General features: G+C 44.7%; 15 protein-coding genes. 9 read left to right on the top strand and 6 right to left on the bottom strand.

All coding sequences use genetic code 11. The features are described from left to right. Nucleotides 1–41 precede the first annotated feature (41 nt). Entirely contained in the window at nt 42–4,091 is a 4,050-nt protein-coding gene (locus tag K7A41_RS04535) for a glycoside hydrolase family 2 TIM barrel-domain containing protein (RefSeq protein WP_265712784.1), read from the bottom strand. 280 nt (nt 4,092–4,371) lie between these two features. On the opposite strand from K7A41_RS04535, the gene K7A41_RS04530 reads away from it, so the two are divergent. Both K7A41_RS04530 and K7A41_RS04525 read left to right on the top strand, forming a co-directional pair. Further along, complete coding sequence (locus K7A41_RS04530; RefSeq protein WP_265712783.1) at nt 4,372–4,944, top strand: RNA polymerase sigma factor; 573 nt, start codon at nt 4,372–4,374, stop codon at nt 4,942–4,944. Nucleotides 4,945–4,967: 23 nt separating this feature from the next. Continuing rightward, entirely contained in the window at nt 4,968–6,074 is a 1,107-nt protein-coding gene (locus K7A41_RS04525; RefSeq protein ID WP_028072431.1) for a S1 family peptidase, read from the top strand. Between the two features lie 261 nt (nt 6,075–6,335). Here K7A41_RS04525 and K7A41_RS04520 read toward each other — a convergent pair whose 3' ends face one another. Then, a complete protein-coding gene (locus tag K7A41_RS04520; RefSeq protein ID WP_028072430.1) occupies nt 6,336–6,971 on the bottom strand; it encodes a peroxiredoxin in 636 nt (211 codons plus the stop codon). Between the two features lie 258 nt (nt 6,972–7,229). On the opposite strand from K7A41_RS04520, the gene K7A41_RS04515 reads away from it, so the two are divergent. Next, on the top strand, nt 7,230–8,366 hold the full coding sequence (locus K7A41_RS04515) for an acyl-CoA dehydrogenase (protein WP_028072429.1): 1,137 nt from the start codon (nt 7,230–7,232) through the stop codon (nt 8,364–8,366). A gap of 56 nt (nt 8,367–8,422) precedes the next feature. On the opposite strand, the gene K7A41_RS04510 is transcribed toward K7A41_RS04515, so the two are convergent. The 4 genes from K7A41_RS04510 to uvrB form a co-directional block, all read right to left on the bottom strand. After that, complete coding sequence (locus K7A41_RS04510; RefSeq protein ID WP_265712782.1) at nt 8,423–8,827, bottom strand: hypothetical protein; 405 nt, start codon at nt 8,825–8,827, stop codon at nt 8,423–8,425. A gap of 8 nt (nt 8,828–8,835) precedes the next feature. After that, a complete protein-coding gene (locus K7A41_RS04505) occupies nt 8,836–10,086 on the bottom strand; it encodes a glutamate-5-semialdehyde dehydrogenase (protein ID WP_037534678.1) in 1,251 nt (416 codons plus the stop codon). Further along, on the bottom strand, nt 10,083–11,114 hold the full coding sequence (proB, locus tag K7A41_RS04500) for a glutamate 5-kinase (protein WP_265712781.1): 1,032 nt from the start codon (nt 11,112–11,114) through the stop codon (nt 10,083–10,085). Before proB ends, K7A41_RS04505 begins: the two co-directional genes overlap by 4 nt. Before the next feature lie 222 nt (nt 11,115–11,336). Next, complete coding sequence (gene uvrB / locus K7A41_RS04495) at nt 11,337–13,367, bottom strand: excinuclease ABC subunit UvrB (RefSeq protein ID WP_265712780.1); 2,031 nt, start codon at nt 13,365–13,367, stop codon at nt 11,337–11,339. A 275-nt stretch (nt 13,368–13,642) separates the two neighbouring features. Here uvrB and upp point away from each other — a divergent pair, with 275 nt between their 5' ends. The 6 genes from upp to K7A41_RS04465 all read left to right on the top strand — a co-directional run bounded on the left by upp (nt 13,643) and on the right by K7A41_RS04465 (nt 18,465). Beyond that, a complete protein-coding gene (gene upp / locus K7A41_RS04490; RefSeq protein WP_028072424.1) occupies nt 13,643–14,290 on the top strand; it encodes a uracil phosphoribosyltransferase in 648 nt (215 codons plus the stop codon). A gap of 103 nt (nt 14,291–14,393) precedes the next feature. Then, the gene (locus tag K7A41_RS04485; RefSeq protein ID WP_028072423.1) at nt 14,394–14,867 is read left to right on the top strand and encodes a ribonuclease H-like YkuK family protein; all 474 of its coding nucleotides are present in this window, start codon (nt 14,394–14,396) and stop codon (nt 14,865–14,867) included. 51 nt (nt 14,868–14,918) lie between these two features. Beyond that, on the top strand, nt 14,919–15,521 hold the full coding sequence (pnuC, locus tag K7A41_RS04480; RefSeq protein ID WP_265712779.1) for a nicotinamide riboside transporter PnuC: 603 nt from the start codon (nt 14,919–14,921) through the stop codon (nt 15,519–15,521). Between the two features lie 23 nt (nt 15,522–15,544). Continuing rightward, nucleotides 15,545–16,078, top strand: coding sequence for an ATP-binding protein (locus tag K7A41_RS04475; RefSeq protein WP_265712778.1), 534 nt, complete (start codon nt 15,545–15,547; stop codon nt 16,076–16,078). Nucleotides 16,079–16,226: 148 nt separating this feature from the next. After that, complete coding sequence (locus K7A41_RS04470) at nt 16,227–16,637, top strand: BrxA/BrxB family bacilliredoxin (protein ID WP_028072420.1); 411 nt, start codon at nt 16,227–16,229, stop codon at nt 16,635–16,637. 184 nt (nt 16,638–16,821) lie between these two features. Beyond that, nucleotides 16,822–18,465, top strand: a complete 1,644-nt coding sequence (locus K7A41_RS04465; protein WP_265712777.1) for an amidohydrolase — start codon at nt 16,822–16,824, stop codon at nt 18,463–18,465. Nucleotides 18,466–18,595 lie beyond the last annotated feature (130 nt).

Genomic DNA, 18,595 nt, shown 5'->3' with positions numbered 1-18,595 from the left:
GGATGCAGGTGGTCGCTCCCAAAAATTATTTTCAGCATGGTCTATTCAGCGATGACAGCAAATTCTGCCCCGGAAGCGAAATCATCCCCGCGCTGTGAGGTCAACGCTGTAAACCGGATGTAACGCCCTTTAACGGGACTTTCAAAGCGGACAGTTTTGAGTTTTTTGCTGCGCTCGAATGAGGCCGACATCAGATCTTCCCAGTTTTTACCATCTTTACTTACCTGAATTTTATAATCCTTTATATCACCATTGGAACCATCCTGCCTCGGCAAAAATGTAAATCCCTTGATCGTCTTTATACTCCCGGCATCAAAATCAACCCAATGCGGATATTGCGCGACGGTTACGGAATACATGGTATGCCAGATGGACGATGGATCCCCATCTAACAAGTTGGCTGCATTTCCCTCTCCCGTCTCCTGACTCGAAGCAAGTACAACTTCCATAGGTACGGTCTCAATTTTCGTGTATTGCTGCGTCACCTTCAATTTCTCATTCCCCTGATACCAAGCCGTCACATTTCCGCCCTGACGCAGGTCAAAAGCTGCTGTATACCTCTTGGCTTTCCCATTGTTCACGCTATAGACAATAGGCTCTACGGCATTTTCAGAGAGAACGGATACCTCACCGCTACTAGCCCGGGTAATCGAAATAGGTACGTCTCCAGCTGCAGCGACATGAGCCTGTTCTCTTAAATTAGCCTGTCGCACCGGACGGATAAGGAAGCCCAACGAAGTTGGAACAGCCTTTACGCGGTCTTTTTCCAATGGTGGCCCTTGTCCACAGCTATTCCCACCTAGCCCCGTAACTGCCGCATCCAGATGCAGATGCACGCCAGAACTTCTGGGTAATTGGTGTGGATGTGGCGCAAATGTGAGTTCTAGCTCGCTATATTCCAAAGCAGAGGTAGACAAACGGTCTTTTGCAACAAAGAGCACACCTTGTCCGCTGTCGTTGGTCAGGGCAGCCCAGCGGACATCTTCATTATTACTCATGCTCTGCGGATTAGGCCATGGCACAAACTGATCTTTTACAGTACTTTTGTGCAGTTCAATAAATTGTGCAGTTTTGCGATCTGCATAATTATTGATCGGCCCGCGGCCGTAATAACTGTAGTTATGGTATTCGCCCGGCAATTGTAGCGAGTAGCCCAGCCGCGCGAGTACAACACTGGCATTATTCGATGTCACGCTCGAAGACAGCTCAATCGAACCATCTTTATAAATCGTCCAGATCTGGTTGCTCGTGAATTTAAAGTCGTCCTCACCAAACGGCTTGTCGATATGTTCCTTGAGAGAATAGGTTCCTGAGGTCCCCCCCAATAAGGAAGCTCCGTAAGGTGCTTGAGATTCTACAGTGTAAGTTAGTATGAGCGCACCGTCTTTCCTGGTATAACTATCCGCCGAGAGCACTTTATGTTTGAGGTTGTGCAGCCCTTTCTCAAACCATTGTTGATAAGCCCAGTTATCATTGTCCACCGGAGCGCGTAACACATCCAGCCTAGGTCCTTCGCCTTCGCGGATAATCTGTTTATTGCCATACAGCAGGCTATGAATCGTGCCTGTTTTATTGTCAAATTTGGCGACAAACTGCTCGCCTTTTATAACTTGTAAATCACCTTCTTTATTCAGTACAGGAGTACTGCCCTTTGCCACTGTAGCCATAGACGGTTTATTCTGAGCTGCTTTGACAAACAGTTGCTCCTCCATCTGCACATAGCCTTTATCCGCCCAGGCGCTGTTCTCTTTCAGTAAGAACTGTACTTTTATAAAGTATTCGGAGCCCGCATCCAGTTTTTCATAACCGATAGGTAACACGATCTGCCTACGTTGACGTGGCCCAGGTAGCTCCGACGCAGGCAGGATGCCGCCGCTTCCCTCCACCTCGACGCCATCTTTATATAGCGACCATCGTGCATTATACTCGCTCAGATCTTTGAAGTAGTTTTTATTAAACAGCTCAATTTTACCCGCTTGCATATTGATGGCGGTGACGGCCACATTCTGGTATACCTTTTTTACTTCGTAATACTGAGGTTTGGGTTTCATATCGGCAAATATTAGCCCATTGTTGACAAAAGTACCGTCATTTGGCTTATCGCCAAAGTCTCCTCCATACGCCAGGAAGCGTTCACCGGTATTTTTATCATAGTAGTACATGGCCTGGTCGATCCAGTCCCAGATTGCGCCTCCCATGAAAAAGTTGGTCGATTCAATTGCCTCCCAATAGTCGATCAAGTTTCCGGCAGCATTGCCCATGGAATGCGCATACTCTGAAATATGGAAGGGATATTTTAACTTATACGTCCCTTTTACGGCACCCCTCACCCAGTCGATGGAAGGATACTGATTTGAACCTATATCAACAATAGCGTTGTTCCGCTCATACTGCACAGGTCTTGATGTATCTATTTTCTTGATGGCTTCATAGGCTGCCACAAAATTATTGCCCGGTCCGGCTTCATTTCCAAGCGACCAGATCACCACGGAAGGATGATTGATCGTCGCACGGACCATTTCAATATTACGTGCCACATGCGCTGCTTTCCATTCCGGCACATGAGAAAGAGATTCTTTCCCATAATAATACTGGTGACTCTCAATATTGGCTTCATCTTCAAGGTAAATACCATATTTATCACAGAGATAATACCAGTATGCTGGTTCAGGATAATGCGAATTACGGACATGGTTAATATTAGCGCGTTTCATCAACCTCACTTCGGCTTCCATCTGTTCACGGGTCACCACCTTGCCGTGTTTGGGATTGGTCTCGTGCCGGTTGACACCCTTCAGTTTAACAGTCTTACCGTTGACATAAAAGTAACGTCCAGCCAAACCAAATTCGTCATCGCTGGCCTTGGTGTCCTTAATTTCAACTTTCCGAAAGCCCACATAGGTCGAAACTACTTCCACTGTCCGGTTTTTCCTGTCCTTTAATTCTGCAACCAGGGTGTAACGGTGAGGTAATTCAGCAGACCATTTATTTGGATGCTTTACGGCCAAAATGGCCCCTATCGTATGTGTCGTTTTCGCATCGAGTTCAGGTACGGCAGCGATTGTTTCTACCTGGTCAACTAAGGTATTCTGGTCGCTATATAATTCATTTTGGTATAAGGAATACGCAATCTTATAGCCAGCGGCTTTTTTACCACTCAGATTGCGGACGTTCGTCCTGATTTTTAGTGTACCATCCACATAGTTACTATCCAATTCGGGTATCGCTGCCAGATCTTGTATCTGTATTTTCGGGGTCGACGTCAATGCGACATCCCGGAATATGCCGGGAAGCCTGAACATATCCTGATCCTCCAAAAATGACGCATCCGAATTACGGTAGACTTCAACCGCCAGAACGTTCTCTGCTCCAGGCTTCAAAAAAGTGGTGATATTAAACGAAGCTACATTTCTTGAATTCTTTGAAAACCCCACATACTTACCGTTGATCCAGAGGTAGAAGAAAGAATCGACGCCATCAAAATTGATAAAAACTTCACGGCCATCCCAGGTTGCTGGAACGGTAAAGTTACGTCTATATGAGCCTACTTCATTGCGATAAACGTAAGTCGTCCAGTCTTTTGCCGGCGTCCGCATGACGCCGCCGCGCCAGTCATCGGTTTTCACCTGATGGTGAAAGATAACCCGCTGATTTGTATAAATCGGCACACCGTATTTTAGACTGCCATCTTTTTGGATACCAAAGATATTCCAGCTCATCGGAACGGGGACCGACTCCCAGGCAGTCACATCGTATCTGGGATCGAAGAAATCCTTTGGCCGCTCCTCCGGCGTCTTTACCCAATGGAATTTCCAGTTCCCATTTAAAGAAAGCCAGAAATCACTATGCTCTGGAAGTACTTTTCGGGCACTTTCAACGTTTTTAAAAGAGAAAAAGGAGGCGTGTGGCAGTTCCTTATTGAGGGCCAATAGCTGGGGGGATTCCCATTCATGACCACTGGGGGCCAGCGTGTGTTCATACTGAAAGCCGGGGATATGTGGGTTAGGAGATTGTGCGGCTGCGGGACGAAAACCGAACGGCAGCAGTGAGGCCAAAATGGTTGAAAAAAAGATAGATTTTCTTAACATCATGTATGTAAGCATTTTAATTCAGGACGACCAAATGTAAGTTCATTTTATAGGAATAACAAGCAGATAGTCAAAGCACTCGATTGCGAAACTTTTTCGATACATAAAATAAAGCAAGCAACTGGAATAGAAGAGCAAAAAAACAAATGCTTTCGCTTTCAAGGAATAAGCTGTATTTTTGATTATAGATTTCGCATTCAACAAATAAAAGTTTACGTTTGAAAATATTTTGAATATTTTCATTTTTCAACGGGTTACAATTTAAGCATTAAGGTATTAATAGGTGAGTAAATTCGGTAAATCAATCCTGCTAGAAGATGATGAGCAAATCATTGAAGGCATTAAGGGCGGAAGCAGCTTAGCGATAGATACTATCTATAAGCGGTATTACCCCTCCATAAGCCATATGATACTGCAAAACAACGGAAGTGAGGATGAAGCAAAAGATATCTTTCAGGAGGCTGTAATCGTGCTCTATGACAAAGTGACCAAAGGTGATTTTGAGCTCAGCAGCAAGCTAAAGACATATCTTTACTCCATTTGCCGAAGGCTTTGGCTTAAACAGCTCAATCGTGCTGGTTTTGGCAATAGTGACATTAGCGGCTATGAAGATTTCCTTTTTGAGGAGGAAGATTTACAGCAGCATCAAGAACTCGAAAAGAAGTTCGATCAAATGGAACTGGCGCTGGAGAAAATGGGAGAACCGTGTAAGACCATCTTATATGATTTCTATATCTTAAACCACTCGATGCAGGACATCTGTGAAAAGTTTGGTTACACCAATACTGATAACGCCAAGACTCAAAAATATAAATGCCTGCAGAGGCTGAAAAAAATATTTTTTTCAACAGAGTAAATTTGAGTAACACCATGGGAACAATGAATCAAAGCGAATTTTTCGAGTGGGCTGACCAATATCTCCGCGGCGAGTTAGCAGCGGCAGAACAAGCAGCATTCGAATCTTTCTGTGCTGAACACCCTTCCTATGCTGCCCAATTACAACAACATCGCGATTTTGTTGCTCATATGAAAGAGACAAGCCAAAGGCTTGATTTCAAAAACGCATTGGCAAAATCAGCTAAAGAATACCATCAATCTCAGAGCAGAACCACCAAAGTGGTTCCAATGAAACAGTCCGCTGTTATTTCTCTTTGGGAGCGAATCAAAGCAAGTTCTTTAGTAGCGGCGGTAGTGGCCGTATTTGCAGTATTTGGCACATTATGGTTAAGTGGTTATTATAGCAACCTGGAAAAAGCATCTTCTGATTACAGTGCTTTGCGCCGTGATATGAATAATGTCAAAAAGAATGTGAATGCGCACAATGCAGCAATTAGGGATATCAATGACAAGAAATCAGTAACGGCCGGTGAAAGCCAATTTGGTGCGACTGGTTTTATGCTCACCACCGATGGTTATGTGGTCACCAATTACCACGTCATCAGCGGGGCTGATTCCATCTATTTACAGAACAGTAAAGGCGAGTCGTACAAAGCTCAGGTTGTCCATACGGATGCCAGCAAGGATCTAGCGATCCTGTACATCGCAGATAAGAATTTCAAAAAGGTTAAAAGTCTGCCCTATACCTTCAAGACATCAACTTCAGATTTAGGGGAAGATATCTATACGATTGGTTTTCCTAGAGACGAAGCAGTGTACGGGCAGGGCTACCTAAGCTCATCCACAGGTTACGCCGGAGACACGATTGCATATCAGATCTCTGTCCCTGTGAACCCGGGCAACAGCGGCGGCCCTGTGCTGGATAGCAAAGGAAACGTAATCGGAATTATATCGGGTAAACAAAGAGGAATCGATGGTGCTGCATTTGCCATTAAAACCAAATCCATAATGAATGCGATTGCAGCTATCCCAACGGACTCATTGTCGGCTGAAGTAAAAATTAATAAGAAAAACACGTTGGCAGGTCTGCCAAGAACCGAACAGATCAAAAAACTACAGGACTATATCTATATGGTCAAAGTATACTAAACTGTAATTTTAATGCCCAAAAAAGGTAGTGCTCAAGCACTGCCTTTTTTTATTTAAAATACCTTCTCTTTATCGGTCCAAAAGAAACTTTCTATTTTCAGCGCTATCAAGGTTTGCGGTAACATCAGCTAATGGCCAGCGTACTGAAATAACCTTAAGGTACGTCGACGGAGAGAGAGGACGATAAGCCGTTAAAATAAAAACGTCAATCTTATGGAAGATTGACGTTTGCATAACAGGCACATCGCATTTGCCGAACACTTACAGGTTCGGTTGCGGCGTTGTCCTCAAATACGGTTTGATTTCCTTGTAACCTTTCGGGAACTTAGCTGGAATATCTTCTGTTTTGATAGCTGGTACGACAATCACATCTTCGCCATGTTTCCAGTCCGCAGGTGTAGCCACCTGATAGTCTGCCGTCAATTGCAAAGAGTCGATGACGCGCAAAATCTCGTCAAAATTCCTTCCTGTAGACGCGGGGTAGGTTAATGTCAACTTTATTTTCTTGTCCGGCCCGATAATAAACACTGAACGTACCGTTGCTGTTGCAGATGCATTGGGATGAATCATATCGTACAATTCCGCAATGTGACGGTCCTCATCGGCAATGACAGGAAAGTTTACTTCTGTCTGCTGCGTTTCGTTAATATCGTTGATCCAGTCCAGATGATCACTTACGCTGTCAACACTCAGGGCAATAGCTTTAACACCACGTTTGTCGAACTCAGATTTTAGTTTTGCCGTACGGCCCAGCTCTGTTGTACATACCGGAGTGTAATCAGACGGATGTGAGAAAAATACCACCCAGCTATCTTTAATATAATCGTGAAAATCAATTTCACCGATGGTTGTCTGCGCCTTAAAGTTTGGCGCTTCGTCTCCTAATCTTAAACTCATAATCTTTTTGTTTAAACTGTTCAAAACTACATACTCTACAAATATAGTAGATTAAAATTAGCAAACAAATAATTGGCCAAATTCTTAGATTAAAATGAAAAATCTATTTATATAATACTATGCTTGCATAATATATATTCGTATATTTGGGTAAGTCAGGTAAATAGACAGATTTACAGCGTTGACTCGCTGAAAGCGTGTTGCCTGCAGGCATAGGCATATCCGAAAAATAATTGATAAACCTCAAATTAGTAGACCATGAACTTTGAACTAAGCGAAGAACACAAAATGATCCGTGATGCAGCGCGGGAGTTTGCCCAAGAACTAAAGGCGGGTGTGATACAGCGCGACGAAGACGCTCAATTTCCCTCCGAATTTGTCCGCAAAATGGCTGAACTGGGCTTCATGGGCATTATGACGCCCGAAATATACGGAGGCTCTGGAATGGATACGTTAGCCTATGTACTAGTGCTCGAGGAGATCGCCAAAATCGATGCTTCCACCGCAGTCATTGTCTCAGCACATAACTCACTGGTGTTATATGGTCTCCATGCTTTCGGAACCGAAGAACAGAAACAAAAGTATCTTGTCCCCCTGGCTAAAGGCGAAATGCTAGGCGCTTTCGCCTTGTCCGAACCTGAAGCGGGATCGGACGCTACGTCACAGCATACCATCGCGGAGGACAAAGGCGACCATTACCTGTTGAATGGAACCAAAAATTGGATCACCAATGGCGGTCACGCCGATATCTACATCGTCATTGCGCAGACTCACCCCGAAAAAGGCCACAAGGGAATCAATGCGCTGATTGTGGAAAAAGGATTACCGGGCTTCACTATCGGTCCTAAAGAGAATAAACTGGGCATACGCAGTTCGGACACACACTCACTGCTATTTTCTGATGTGAGGGTACCAAAAGAAAACCGCATTGGTGAGGATGGCTTCGGATTTAAGTTCGCCATGAAAACCTTGGATGGCGGACGCATCGGCATAGCAGCTCAGGCCCTGGGCATTGCCGCCGGCGCCTACGACCTCGCACTCGCATATTCCAAAGAAAGGAAAACTTTCGGAAAACCAATTGCCGAACATCAGGCGATACAGTTCAAACTCGCTGACATGGATGTTGATATTGAAACTGCCAGACTATTGACCTACAAAGCGGCCTGGACTAAGGATCAGGGGCTACCTTATGGTAAAGAAGCTGCTATGGCCAAACTACATGCTTCGGAGGTAGCTATGAAGCATACTGTAGAGGCTATACAGATCCATGGTGGTTATGGTTATGTGAAAGAATACCATGTCGAACGTCTGATGCGCGATGCCAAAATCACACAAATCTACGAGGGAACTTCTGAGATACAACGGTTGGTCATCGCCCGTGAAATTCTACGTTAAAACTTCTTATTGCTAGTAACCGGGAGTGCTGTTGTGTTTAAATGCCGCCGGGACATTTAGGAGTTGTTCAATTTACTGTCAATCAAAGCCAGATATTGGTAGTCTTGAAAATCAAAACTAGCCGTTTCGGTCATTGCCAGATTGAGAAGCAGTTTTGCTTTGCCCAATAGGTTCTGTTGTTCATCAGGCTTCGCCTGCATACCATCGAACAGCAGGGTCAATGCCAGCGGACGCAGCTGCTGCGGCTGAAGCTCTGCCTTGACATAAGCTATCAGATCACTTTCAGCAAGCTGCAAGAAATGTATCCTGTCTTTTTCGAAGAACTTCTGATAAGCAGTATCAAATACAGCAGGATCGTCAGCCTCCGTCAGTGCATGGTGGCCTTCTGTCCATATGCGCAGAAATTTACCGATCTCTTCGATCCAGTTCAACAATACATCTTTCTTATAACTTAATCCCATGATTTATTTTATCGGATTTGCCCATTACCACGGACCACCCATTTTTCTGTTACTAATTTTTCCAGGGCAAATGGCCCTCTGGCGTGAAGTTTCTGAGTCGAGATGCCTATTTCGGCTCCCAACCCAAACTCTCCCCCATCGGTAAAACGCGTTGATGCATTGACATAAACCGCAGCCGCATCGACGACGTTCAGAAAACGCTCAATATGAACTTCATCGGAAGAAACGATACATTCCGAATGTTTGGACGAATATCTTTCAATATGCGACAGCGCCTCGTCCAATCCGTCCACTGTTTTTACCGAACACTTCAAATCTAAAAATTCTCTTCCAAAATCTGCCTCCTCTGCTGCTGCTAAATTTGCAAAATGTTGATGCTGCATGAGTTCGAAGGCAACAGGATCGGCAAAAACTTCGACGCCAGCTTCTTCGAAATATGGAATTAACTTAGTCAAGAAGGTTCCCGCTACCGACCGGTCCACCAATACTGTATCCAGCGAATTGCAGACCGAAGGCCTCGAGATTTTAGCGTTGGCTACAATCTTTGCGGCCATATCAAGATCAGCCGTCTCATCAACATAGGTATGACATACCCCAGCCCCTGTTTCAATAACAGGAACCTTGGCATTGGCCCGCACAAAATCGATTAGAGACTGCGAACCACGTGGGATAATGATATCCACATACCGGGTAGCTTCCAGAAGTTCTGATACATGCTTGCGGTCTACCGGTAGCAGTTGTACGATCTCCTTGGGTATGCTTCTTGCTTCCAGCACTGCATATATTACTTTCAGCAGTGCTTCATTGGTATATAAGGCGTCCGAACCGCCTCTCAATAGGCACACGTTGCCTGATTGAATACAGAGGGCTGCAACATCAATCGTGACGTTGGGTCTCGATTCATAAATGACGCCCACTACACCCAATGGGACAGTAATCTTTTCTATCTCCAGCCCATTGGGCAGCACTTTCTTAAGCAACAGCTGATCTGTCGGATCGGCCAGTGTAGCGATCTGCCTGACACTTTCTGACAGCCCCAGCAGCCGGTCACTATTCAGCAATAGCCGGTCTTTTTTCGGATCTTCATCATCCATCCGGTCCAGATCCAGCTTATTGGCCTCAAGTATAGCTTTCTCCTGATCTATAAGTGCGGCCGCTATCGCATTCAAGATTCCGATTTTTGCTTCGGAAGCAAGTTGCTGTAAAAATTGTTTGGCCCTGGTCGCTGCCTGTAACTGTTCTACGATTGATTCACTCATAACAATACGATATCATTTGCATGTGCAATTTCCAAATTCTTCTTACTGGACTGTGCGAATAAGGACGAATCCATCTTGGCCCGTGCAACCGCAATAGTGACTCCATCCAAATTGACAATATTCAGCACCTCCCCTTTTTCAAAATGTTCGACGACCCGCGTTACCCCAACGGCAAGTAGACTCTTATGCTTTAAAAGTGCTTCCTCAGCCCCCCTGTCTACCATCAGCTCACCCTTGATTAGACTGCCGCTCGCAAGCCATTTCTTCCGGGAAGAAATCTTCTTGCTCTCCGGCATACACAGGGTACCGGTCTCGTGCCTGACCGCTTTCTTTATGGCATCTTCAGTCTGCATACTAAAAATCACAACAGCAATCCCCATCTGATTGGCCAGCCGCGCAAAATTCAATTTCGATGTCATTCCTCCGAGACCGACAGCAGACTTGTCCTTTCGGGCCAGCCCAAGGACCTCCCGGTCGATCGTCTCGATCCGGTCTATGATTTTATTATCGGTATCCAGTACCCCCGGAACAGAGGTACTGAACAGCAGTTTCTCCGCACCAAAGCCTACAGCTATCAATGTTGCCAGTTCGTCGTTGTCCGAAAATTTCAGTTCTTTGTTGCTTACCACATCGTTTTCATTCGCAATCGGAATAACGTTATTTCGCCACAGCTCTTCATAGGTATTTTTAAGTTGCAGGAACTGATCGCGGTTAGAAAAATGATGCCTTTCACACAGGCTCTGCGCAAGCGAAATCTTAAAAGGCCTGAAATAAGTCGAATAGGTATTGATGAGAATCGGATTCCCAATGGCCGCCGCAGCTTTCCGCTCCGATAAAGTTCCGGTGTAACTCGGGAGAAAACGCTTTCCTGCAGCAACAGCACCCGAAGATACCAGAACAATATTATATTTCTTCTGTAAGGAAGCAATCTGCCTGGCAATCTCCAAAACAATACGTTCGTCAACTTCTCCCTCTTTCGTGGTGATAGAAGCCGATCCAAATTTGACAACCAGAATTGGCTTTTTCATTTATTGTATGCTTTAGTTTAGATTAAAGCCCTAATTTAGGCAGAAGAATTTGATTTTCGCAAAATATGTTAACAATTGAACAATATTATTCAACAGCAAAGCCGAACAGTATACACGAAAAATACTGCACCATTCAAATTCGATGCAGTATACACTTCTTATGAGGAGCTCAAAAAAAGAAGAACCAACCTGGTGCCCGCTTAAATGCGATAAACAAGATGGTTAGGAAAAACGCTCTTCGTAAAGCTTTTCCAATGAAAACATTTCGTCCCGATATTTGGCTGCTTCCAGAAAGTCCATCTCTTTAGCTGCTTTGTCCATCTTCTTACGGACATTTTCAATCGCTTTCTTCAGATCCTTTTCACTGAGGTACTGCATCACCGGATCGGCGGCTACGGCCTGCGCCGGATCAGGTTCAACATACACTTTTGGTTCAGCAGCAGAGAAATCCGCAACTGAAGTCTGCTCCAGGATCTCTTCCCTGGTCTTACCTACCGTTCTCGGTGTAATCCCGTGCTCCAGATTGTATTTCATCTGTTTATCTCTTCGGCGGTTTGTTTCATCTATCGTTACGCGCATACTATCCGTCATCTTATCCGCATACATGATGACCCGCCCACGGTCATTCCTTGCGGCACGTCCAATGGTCTGTATAAGCGAACGTTCTGACCGCAAAAATCCTTCTTTATCGGCATCGAGGATAGCCACCAAGGTCACTTCGGGCAAATCGAGGCCCTCCCGCAGCAAATTCACCCCAACCAATATGTCAAACTCACCGAGACGCAGTCCCCGCAAAATCTCCACACGCTCCAATGTCTTGATTTCCGAGTGTATATAGCGCACCTTTAAATTGAGCTTGGCCATATATTTTGTGAGTTCTTCCGCCATACGCTTCGTTAGCGTCGTTGCCAGGACACGCCCTCCATCTTTTACGGTTTTATCCACTTCTTCCAGGAAATCGTCCACCTGATTGATTGCCGGACGCACCTCTATGACCGGATCCAGTAGCCCAGTCGGTCGAATAACCTGTTCCACAACAACCCCCTCTGTCTGTTGCAGTTCGTAATCCCCCGGAGTCGCTGACACATAGATAGTCTGATTCGTCAAAGACTCAAACTCAGGAAAGTTCAGTGGTCTATTGTCCAGTGCAGCTGGCAAGCGGAAACCATGCTCCACCAAGGATACTTTGCGCGAGCGGTCACCACCGTACATGGCCCGCAGCTGTGGCAGGGTCACATGGCTCTCGTCAATGACCAGGAGATAATCTTCCGGAAAATAATCCAGCAAGCAGAATGGACGCATGCCGGGTTTTCTGCCATCGAAAAAACGGGAATAATTCTCTATACCTGAACAATACCCCAATTCGCGCATCATTTCCAGATCATAGTTGACCCGCTCCTCCAAACGTTTGGCTTCGAGCATCAGCCCTTCCTCTTCGAGCTGCGCTTTGCGATGCAGCAATTCATCCTGAATAGCCCATATGGATTCCTTGAATTTCTCCTTTGGCGTCACAAACAGGTTTGCAGGAAAAAGTGCGAGATCCTCCATTTTATTCAATGTTTTGCCAGAAACGGGATCTATCTCGCTCAATTCGTCAATTTCATCACCAAAAAAAGAAATCCGGATCGCATTGTCCAGATACGCCGGAAACACATCTACCGTATCCCCTTTAACACGAAAGGTACCGCGTTTGAACTCTGTCGTCGTCCGCGAGTACAGGATTTCAACCAGTTTGTGCAAAAAGGCGTTGCGGCTGACAGTCATCCCCACACCGAAACGAAAAATCGACCGCGAAAAATCCTCCGGATTTCCCATACCATAGATACAGGATACCGAAGAAACCACCACGATATCCCGGCGGCCGGACATCAAAGCAGAGGTTGTTGCCAGGCGCAGTTTTTCAATTTCCTCATTGATGGCCAGGTCTTTTTCGATATAGGTATTGGTCGAGGCAATAAAAGCTTCCGGTTGGTAATAATCATAATAGGAAACAAAATAATTGACAGAGTTTTTAGGAAAAAACTGTTTGAATTCCCCATACAACTGTGCGGCCAGTGTCTTGTTGTGGCTCAGTATCAATGTCGGTTTCTGCGTCTCCTGAATTACGTTGGCCACGGTAAATGTTTTACCAGATCCTGTGACGCCTAGAAGAGTCTGATACTGCTCGCCCTGTAGCACCCCGGCGACCAATTCTTTAATTGCTTCTGGCTGATCGCCTGTAGGTTTATACTCTGATGTCAATTCAAATTTCATACAATTCCAATTTCTTAAAGAAAATTATTTCAGCTTCTTCAGTACACGAATACCTGTCCGGGCTCAGCGAAAAAATTCATCCATTCCGACAAAAAAGATGCGAGCTGTAAATGCTGTGATTCGTAACATGTGGTCTAGGCCATATCCTGCTATAGTCTGTAAACAAATTTACTAATTTTTTTACCATTTTATATCAAACCATAATAATGCTGCAGATGTTATTACTTTCAGTTGATTATTTACTATCTTTAGCTTACTGAACTAGCAATCACGTCATGGTCACTATTCTATCTACCCAAAACAGCATTGCAAATCATTTTATTGCGGAACTGAGAGATGTCACTATTCAGCGGGACAGGATGCGCTTTCGCAGGAATCTGGAGCGGCTAGGAGAAGTTTTTGCCTACGAGATCAGCAAAACCATGGCCTTCAGACCTGTGGAAGTAGAAACCCCTCTGGGAGTCGCCAAAACGCATTTGCTGATGGAGCAACCGGTGCTCGCAACCATATTGAGAGCGGGGCTCCCCTTTCACCAGGGATTACTCAATGTGTTTGATCATGCGGACAATACTTTCATAGCAGCCTATAGACATACAAAAAAGAGTGGAGAGTTTGAGATTCATAAGGAATATGTCAACACTCCTAATTTAGATAACCGGACGGTTATTATGGTGGACCCCATGCTTGCTACCGGCAAGAGTCTTGTCCTTTGTTGCAAAGAACTCCTTGCGGAGTACGATATCAAGGAACTGCATATCGTTGCCGCTATCGCTTCTGAAGAAGGATTAAACCATGTTAAAGCCTTTATCCCGACCGCCCATATCTGGGTTGGCGATGTAGACCACGAATTGACTACAAAAGCGTACATTGTCCCCGGACTAGGCGATGCCGGAGACCTTGCCTATGGTGAAAAACACCATTGATGTGGATAATTATTTAAAATTAAATTAACACTTAGCTCATTGAAATTCAGTAAATTTATATCAATGATGAAGTTTTATTTTTTTATATCTAATTTATATCACTATGAGATGGCAAAAATACAATGGCGAATCCATTCGCTCCACAATTTACGATGCTGTTGAAGAAGTCATCAAACGGGAAGATGCCCTCGGCAATAAACTCAAGGTTTATATCGGCACCGACTCCCAGGTCAAGAGAGGAATTATCGACTTCGCTACCGTCATCGTCTTTCTCAGGGAACATAAAGGTGGATTTATGTTCATCCAACGGGACAAAAGGCACCACCGGATGAGCATCAAAGAAAGGATGTTGCTCGAAGTCCAGAAATCCATCGACATTGCCTACCAACTCTGCCCCCTCCTCGAAAAACACAAAGTAGACCTCGAAGTCCACGCCGACATTAACACCAATCCAAACTTTCAGTCAAATGTTGCTCTCAAAGAAGCTATGGGTTATATCATGGGGATGGGCTTTGTCTTTAAAGCCAAACCCGAATCATTTGCCAGCACCAACTGTGCGAATAAGCAGGTTCAGTAGCTGACATTAGGTTAGACTTCGTATATTAGGCGTAACTTTATAAAACGCCGCATGCAGGATTTCTTTCAGCAAATTGCAAGTCAGTTTGCTCAGACTACTTGGCTCGAATGGCTGGGCACCCTTACGGGCTTCCTATGTGTTTACCTGGCTGCCAGACAGCATATCTGGAACTGGCCAATAAGTATTATTAGCGTCAGTTCCTACGCTATTCTGTTTTATGGCACCAGATTATACGGGGATGCCGTGCTCCAGTTTTATTTTCTGTGTACCGCTGTCTATGGCTGGTACTACTGGTTAAAACGAAAAGAGGAAAAAAAGAAACCCATTGTCAAAGCCAGCAAGCTGGAGCTACTCCTGAGTATGTTGGCGGTCCTGTTGTTAACTGGTATACTCGGATACTTTTTGGACAGCCAGACAAATTCGGACGTGCCTTATATTGATGCATTCTGTACGGCGATGAGCTTTGTAGCCCAATTTCTCATGACTCGCAAAGTCTTGCAAAACTGGCTGCTGTGGGTGTTTGTAGACATCTGCTATATCCCTTTATACATACACAAAGAACTTATGTTAACAGCAGTTCTGTACTTTGTGTTCACCATTATCGCCTGGAACGGATATCGCGACTGGCGCAAAACCTGTCAAAATTTTGCGTAATATTGCTCATCAAAACGATAGATGTGGGAAATGAGTTACTAAAGATTGCAGTTGTAGGACCTGAATCCACCGGGAAGTCCACAATGGCGCAGTATCTTGCCGAGAAATTACAAACCGTTTGTGTACCCGAATATTCGCGGTATTATTGCCAAGGCCTCAATAATCAGTATACATTGCAGGATGAAGTCAATATGTTTTATGGACAGGTGGCCCTGGAGGAAGCGCTGCTCCCTTTGGCCAAAAACAATATCCTGGTCTGCGACACCACTTTCATGACCGTTAAAATCTGGTGCGATCACTTATTTCAATATACCCCTAAAGAAGTCGTCGACAAAATCGAACAGCATCCCTATGATCTTTATCTTCTGATGGACATCGATCTTCCTTGGCAGGACGACCCTTTACGGGACTTCCCCGGACAACGGGATTACTTTATGGAGATTTGGAAAAAAGAACTGCAGGCAATAGGTGGCCAGTATCGTATTGTTTCAGGACAAGGCAACCAACGACTGGACAACGGATTCTCGGCTGTCAGCGATTTTCTGACATTGATTTGAGAGAAGCTTCTTGACGGAACAGGCTTTTCCATCTATATTTGTAAATGAAAATAGAGGGCCAGGCGGATGCTCCTTGAATGAGGAGACAAAATAACCCATCGGCGACTATTAGACAAATAATTGGAATTTAAACTTTACTTAAGAAATAATGTATCCAGAATATTTAGTAGCCCCAATGCGTCAAGAGCTCGTTGACGCTGGATTCGAAGAGTTAAAAACACCAGAAGCGGTGGATCAGGCCATCGCGACAGAAGGAACTGTGTTTGTGGTTGTAAACTCAGTTTGTGGTTGTGCGGCGGCCAATGCGCGCCCTGCAGCAAAAGCAGCAGTTAAGAACGCAAAACGTCCAGGAAAATTAGTAACAGTTTTTGCAGGTATGGAAACGGACGCCGTAAATACTGCCCGCAACTACATGTTGCCGTATCCCCCATCTTCTCCGGCAATGGCTTTATTTAAAGATGGTAAATTGGTACATATGATTGAAAGACATATGATTGAGGGTCGCCCGGCACAAATGATTGCGGACAATTTGGTTGCAGCATTTGACGAGTACTGTTAGTCACGTATTTTGATTTTTGAATTAAAAAGGCTGTCCAAGGTATTTGGATAGCCTTTTTTGTTTGAATAAACCTACCCTGCATTCCGGCAACCTCCCGTCTTTTCCGAAAGCGACAGCCTGACTGTCACACACGGACGCTAACAAAAAATGGAAGAATAAAAACAGTTTTTCTTATTTTTAAGGTATGAGAAACTATCCAATTCTATTCGTATTATGCTGTGTGCTATTTGCCGCCTGTTCTTCCAAAGAAAATGTTGACCTGATTGTTCACCATGCCCATGTGTACACCGTTGATTCGATGTTTAGTCAGGCGCAGGCTTTTGCAGTTAAAGACGGAAAGTTTATCGCAATAGGCTCCAACGAACACATCGAACAGCATTATACGGCCAAGGCGTATATCGATGCGGAAGGGCAAGCTATCTATCCGGGATTTTACGATGCTCATGCCCACTTATTTGACGAAGCCGAGTTAATGGACCAGGCGGATCTCAATGGAGCGGAATCCTTTGAAGAGGTAATTCGGCGCGTTAAAGAATACCGAAAGAGAAATCCGGACAAAACCTGGCTCATCGGGAGTGGATGGGATCAAAACCGCTGGAAAGACAAAGCTTTTCCCACAAAAGAACTGCTCGACAAAGCCTTCCCGGATATTCCGGTATACCTGATACGGGTCGATTATCATGCAGCAGTGGCCAACTCAAAAGCTTTGGAATGGGCCCAGCTAAACAGTATCCCGATTATTCATGGCGGTGTAGTCGGCGGTATAAATAACGTCCCAAATGGTCTCTTAATTGACAATGCCATGGAACTTGTGAACAAGACGATTCCTGTTCCGGATGAAAAAGAATATTTAAGAATGTTGAAGCGAACGCAGGATTCACTATTGTCCGTAGGTCTCACCTCTATTGTCGATGCTGGCTTGACAAAAGAAAAGCTTGACCTGCTGAAAAAATACTACAAAGCCGGTGAGTTAAAAATTAGGGACTACGCCATGATATTAGGCACACCTAAAAATATTAAATCATTTATAAGCCAAGGCTTTTACGAAACCGGGCGTTTTGAGATCAAGAGTTTCAAGCTATTGGCAGACGGCGCATTGGGATCCAGGGGGGCCTGCCTTCTCGCACATTACCACGATGCTCCTACACATGGCTTTCTGCTGCATAGTCCCGCGGAATATGAGGAGATGATAGAACAGATTGCTGCAAGTAAATTCCAGGCCAATACGCATGCAATTGGTGACTCGGCCAACCGCATTATACTGGATATCTATGGTAAGTACCTCCAACCGCAGGCGGATCGCAGGTGGCGCATCGAACATGCACAAATTATCTCACCAGTCGATTTCAATAAATTTCGCCAATTTCAGATCATCCCTTCGGTACAGCCAACTCACGCTACGTCTGATATGTACTGGGCCAAAGATCGTCTTGGAGAAGAACGGATGAAAGGAGCTTATGCCTATAAACACTTACTGGAAGAATATGGCAAACTCGCTTTGGGCAGTGATTTTCCTGTAGAACATTTCAATCCTCTGTATGGATTCCACGCCGCTGTAGCCCGTGTGGATAAAAACGGTTTCCCCGATAAAGGATTTCAGATACAGGATGCCATAAGCCGCGAAGATGCTTTGCGGGGCATGACAATCTGGGCTGCATATTCTTGTTTTCAGGAAAATAAACGAGGTAGCATAGAAGTTGGAAAAGACGCTGATTTCGTTATTCTGGAGCAGGACATTTTAAAAGCGCCCTTCGATCAGCTACGTGATGTGAAAACATTACGCACAGTGATTGCTGGCGAGACAGTTTTTAATAGAGAACACGAATAGAACCGCCCAATAAGTCTTTAGGAGCAAGCTTTATACTTGCCTCTTTTCATTTGCTTACCCAAGATTACGTGTGAAAATGAAATAAATTTTATGATTTACGAATATTTCGTATATTTACGATATAAACATA

The sequence above is a fragment of the Sphingobacterium sp. InxBP1 genome (assembly GCF_026191775.1).
Lineage (GTDB): Bacteria > Bacteroidota > Bacteroidia > Sphingobacteriales > Sphingobacteriaceae > Sphingobacterium > Sphingobacterium thalpophilum.
This window is presented reverse-complemented; position numbering and strand designations above follow the sequence as displayed.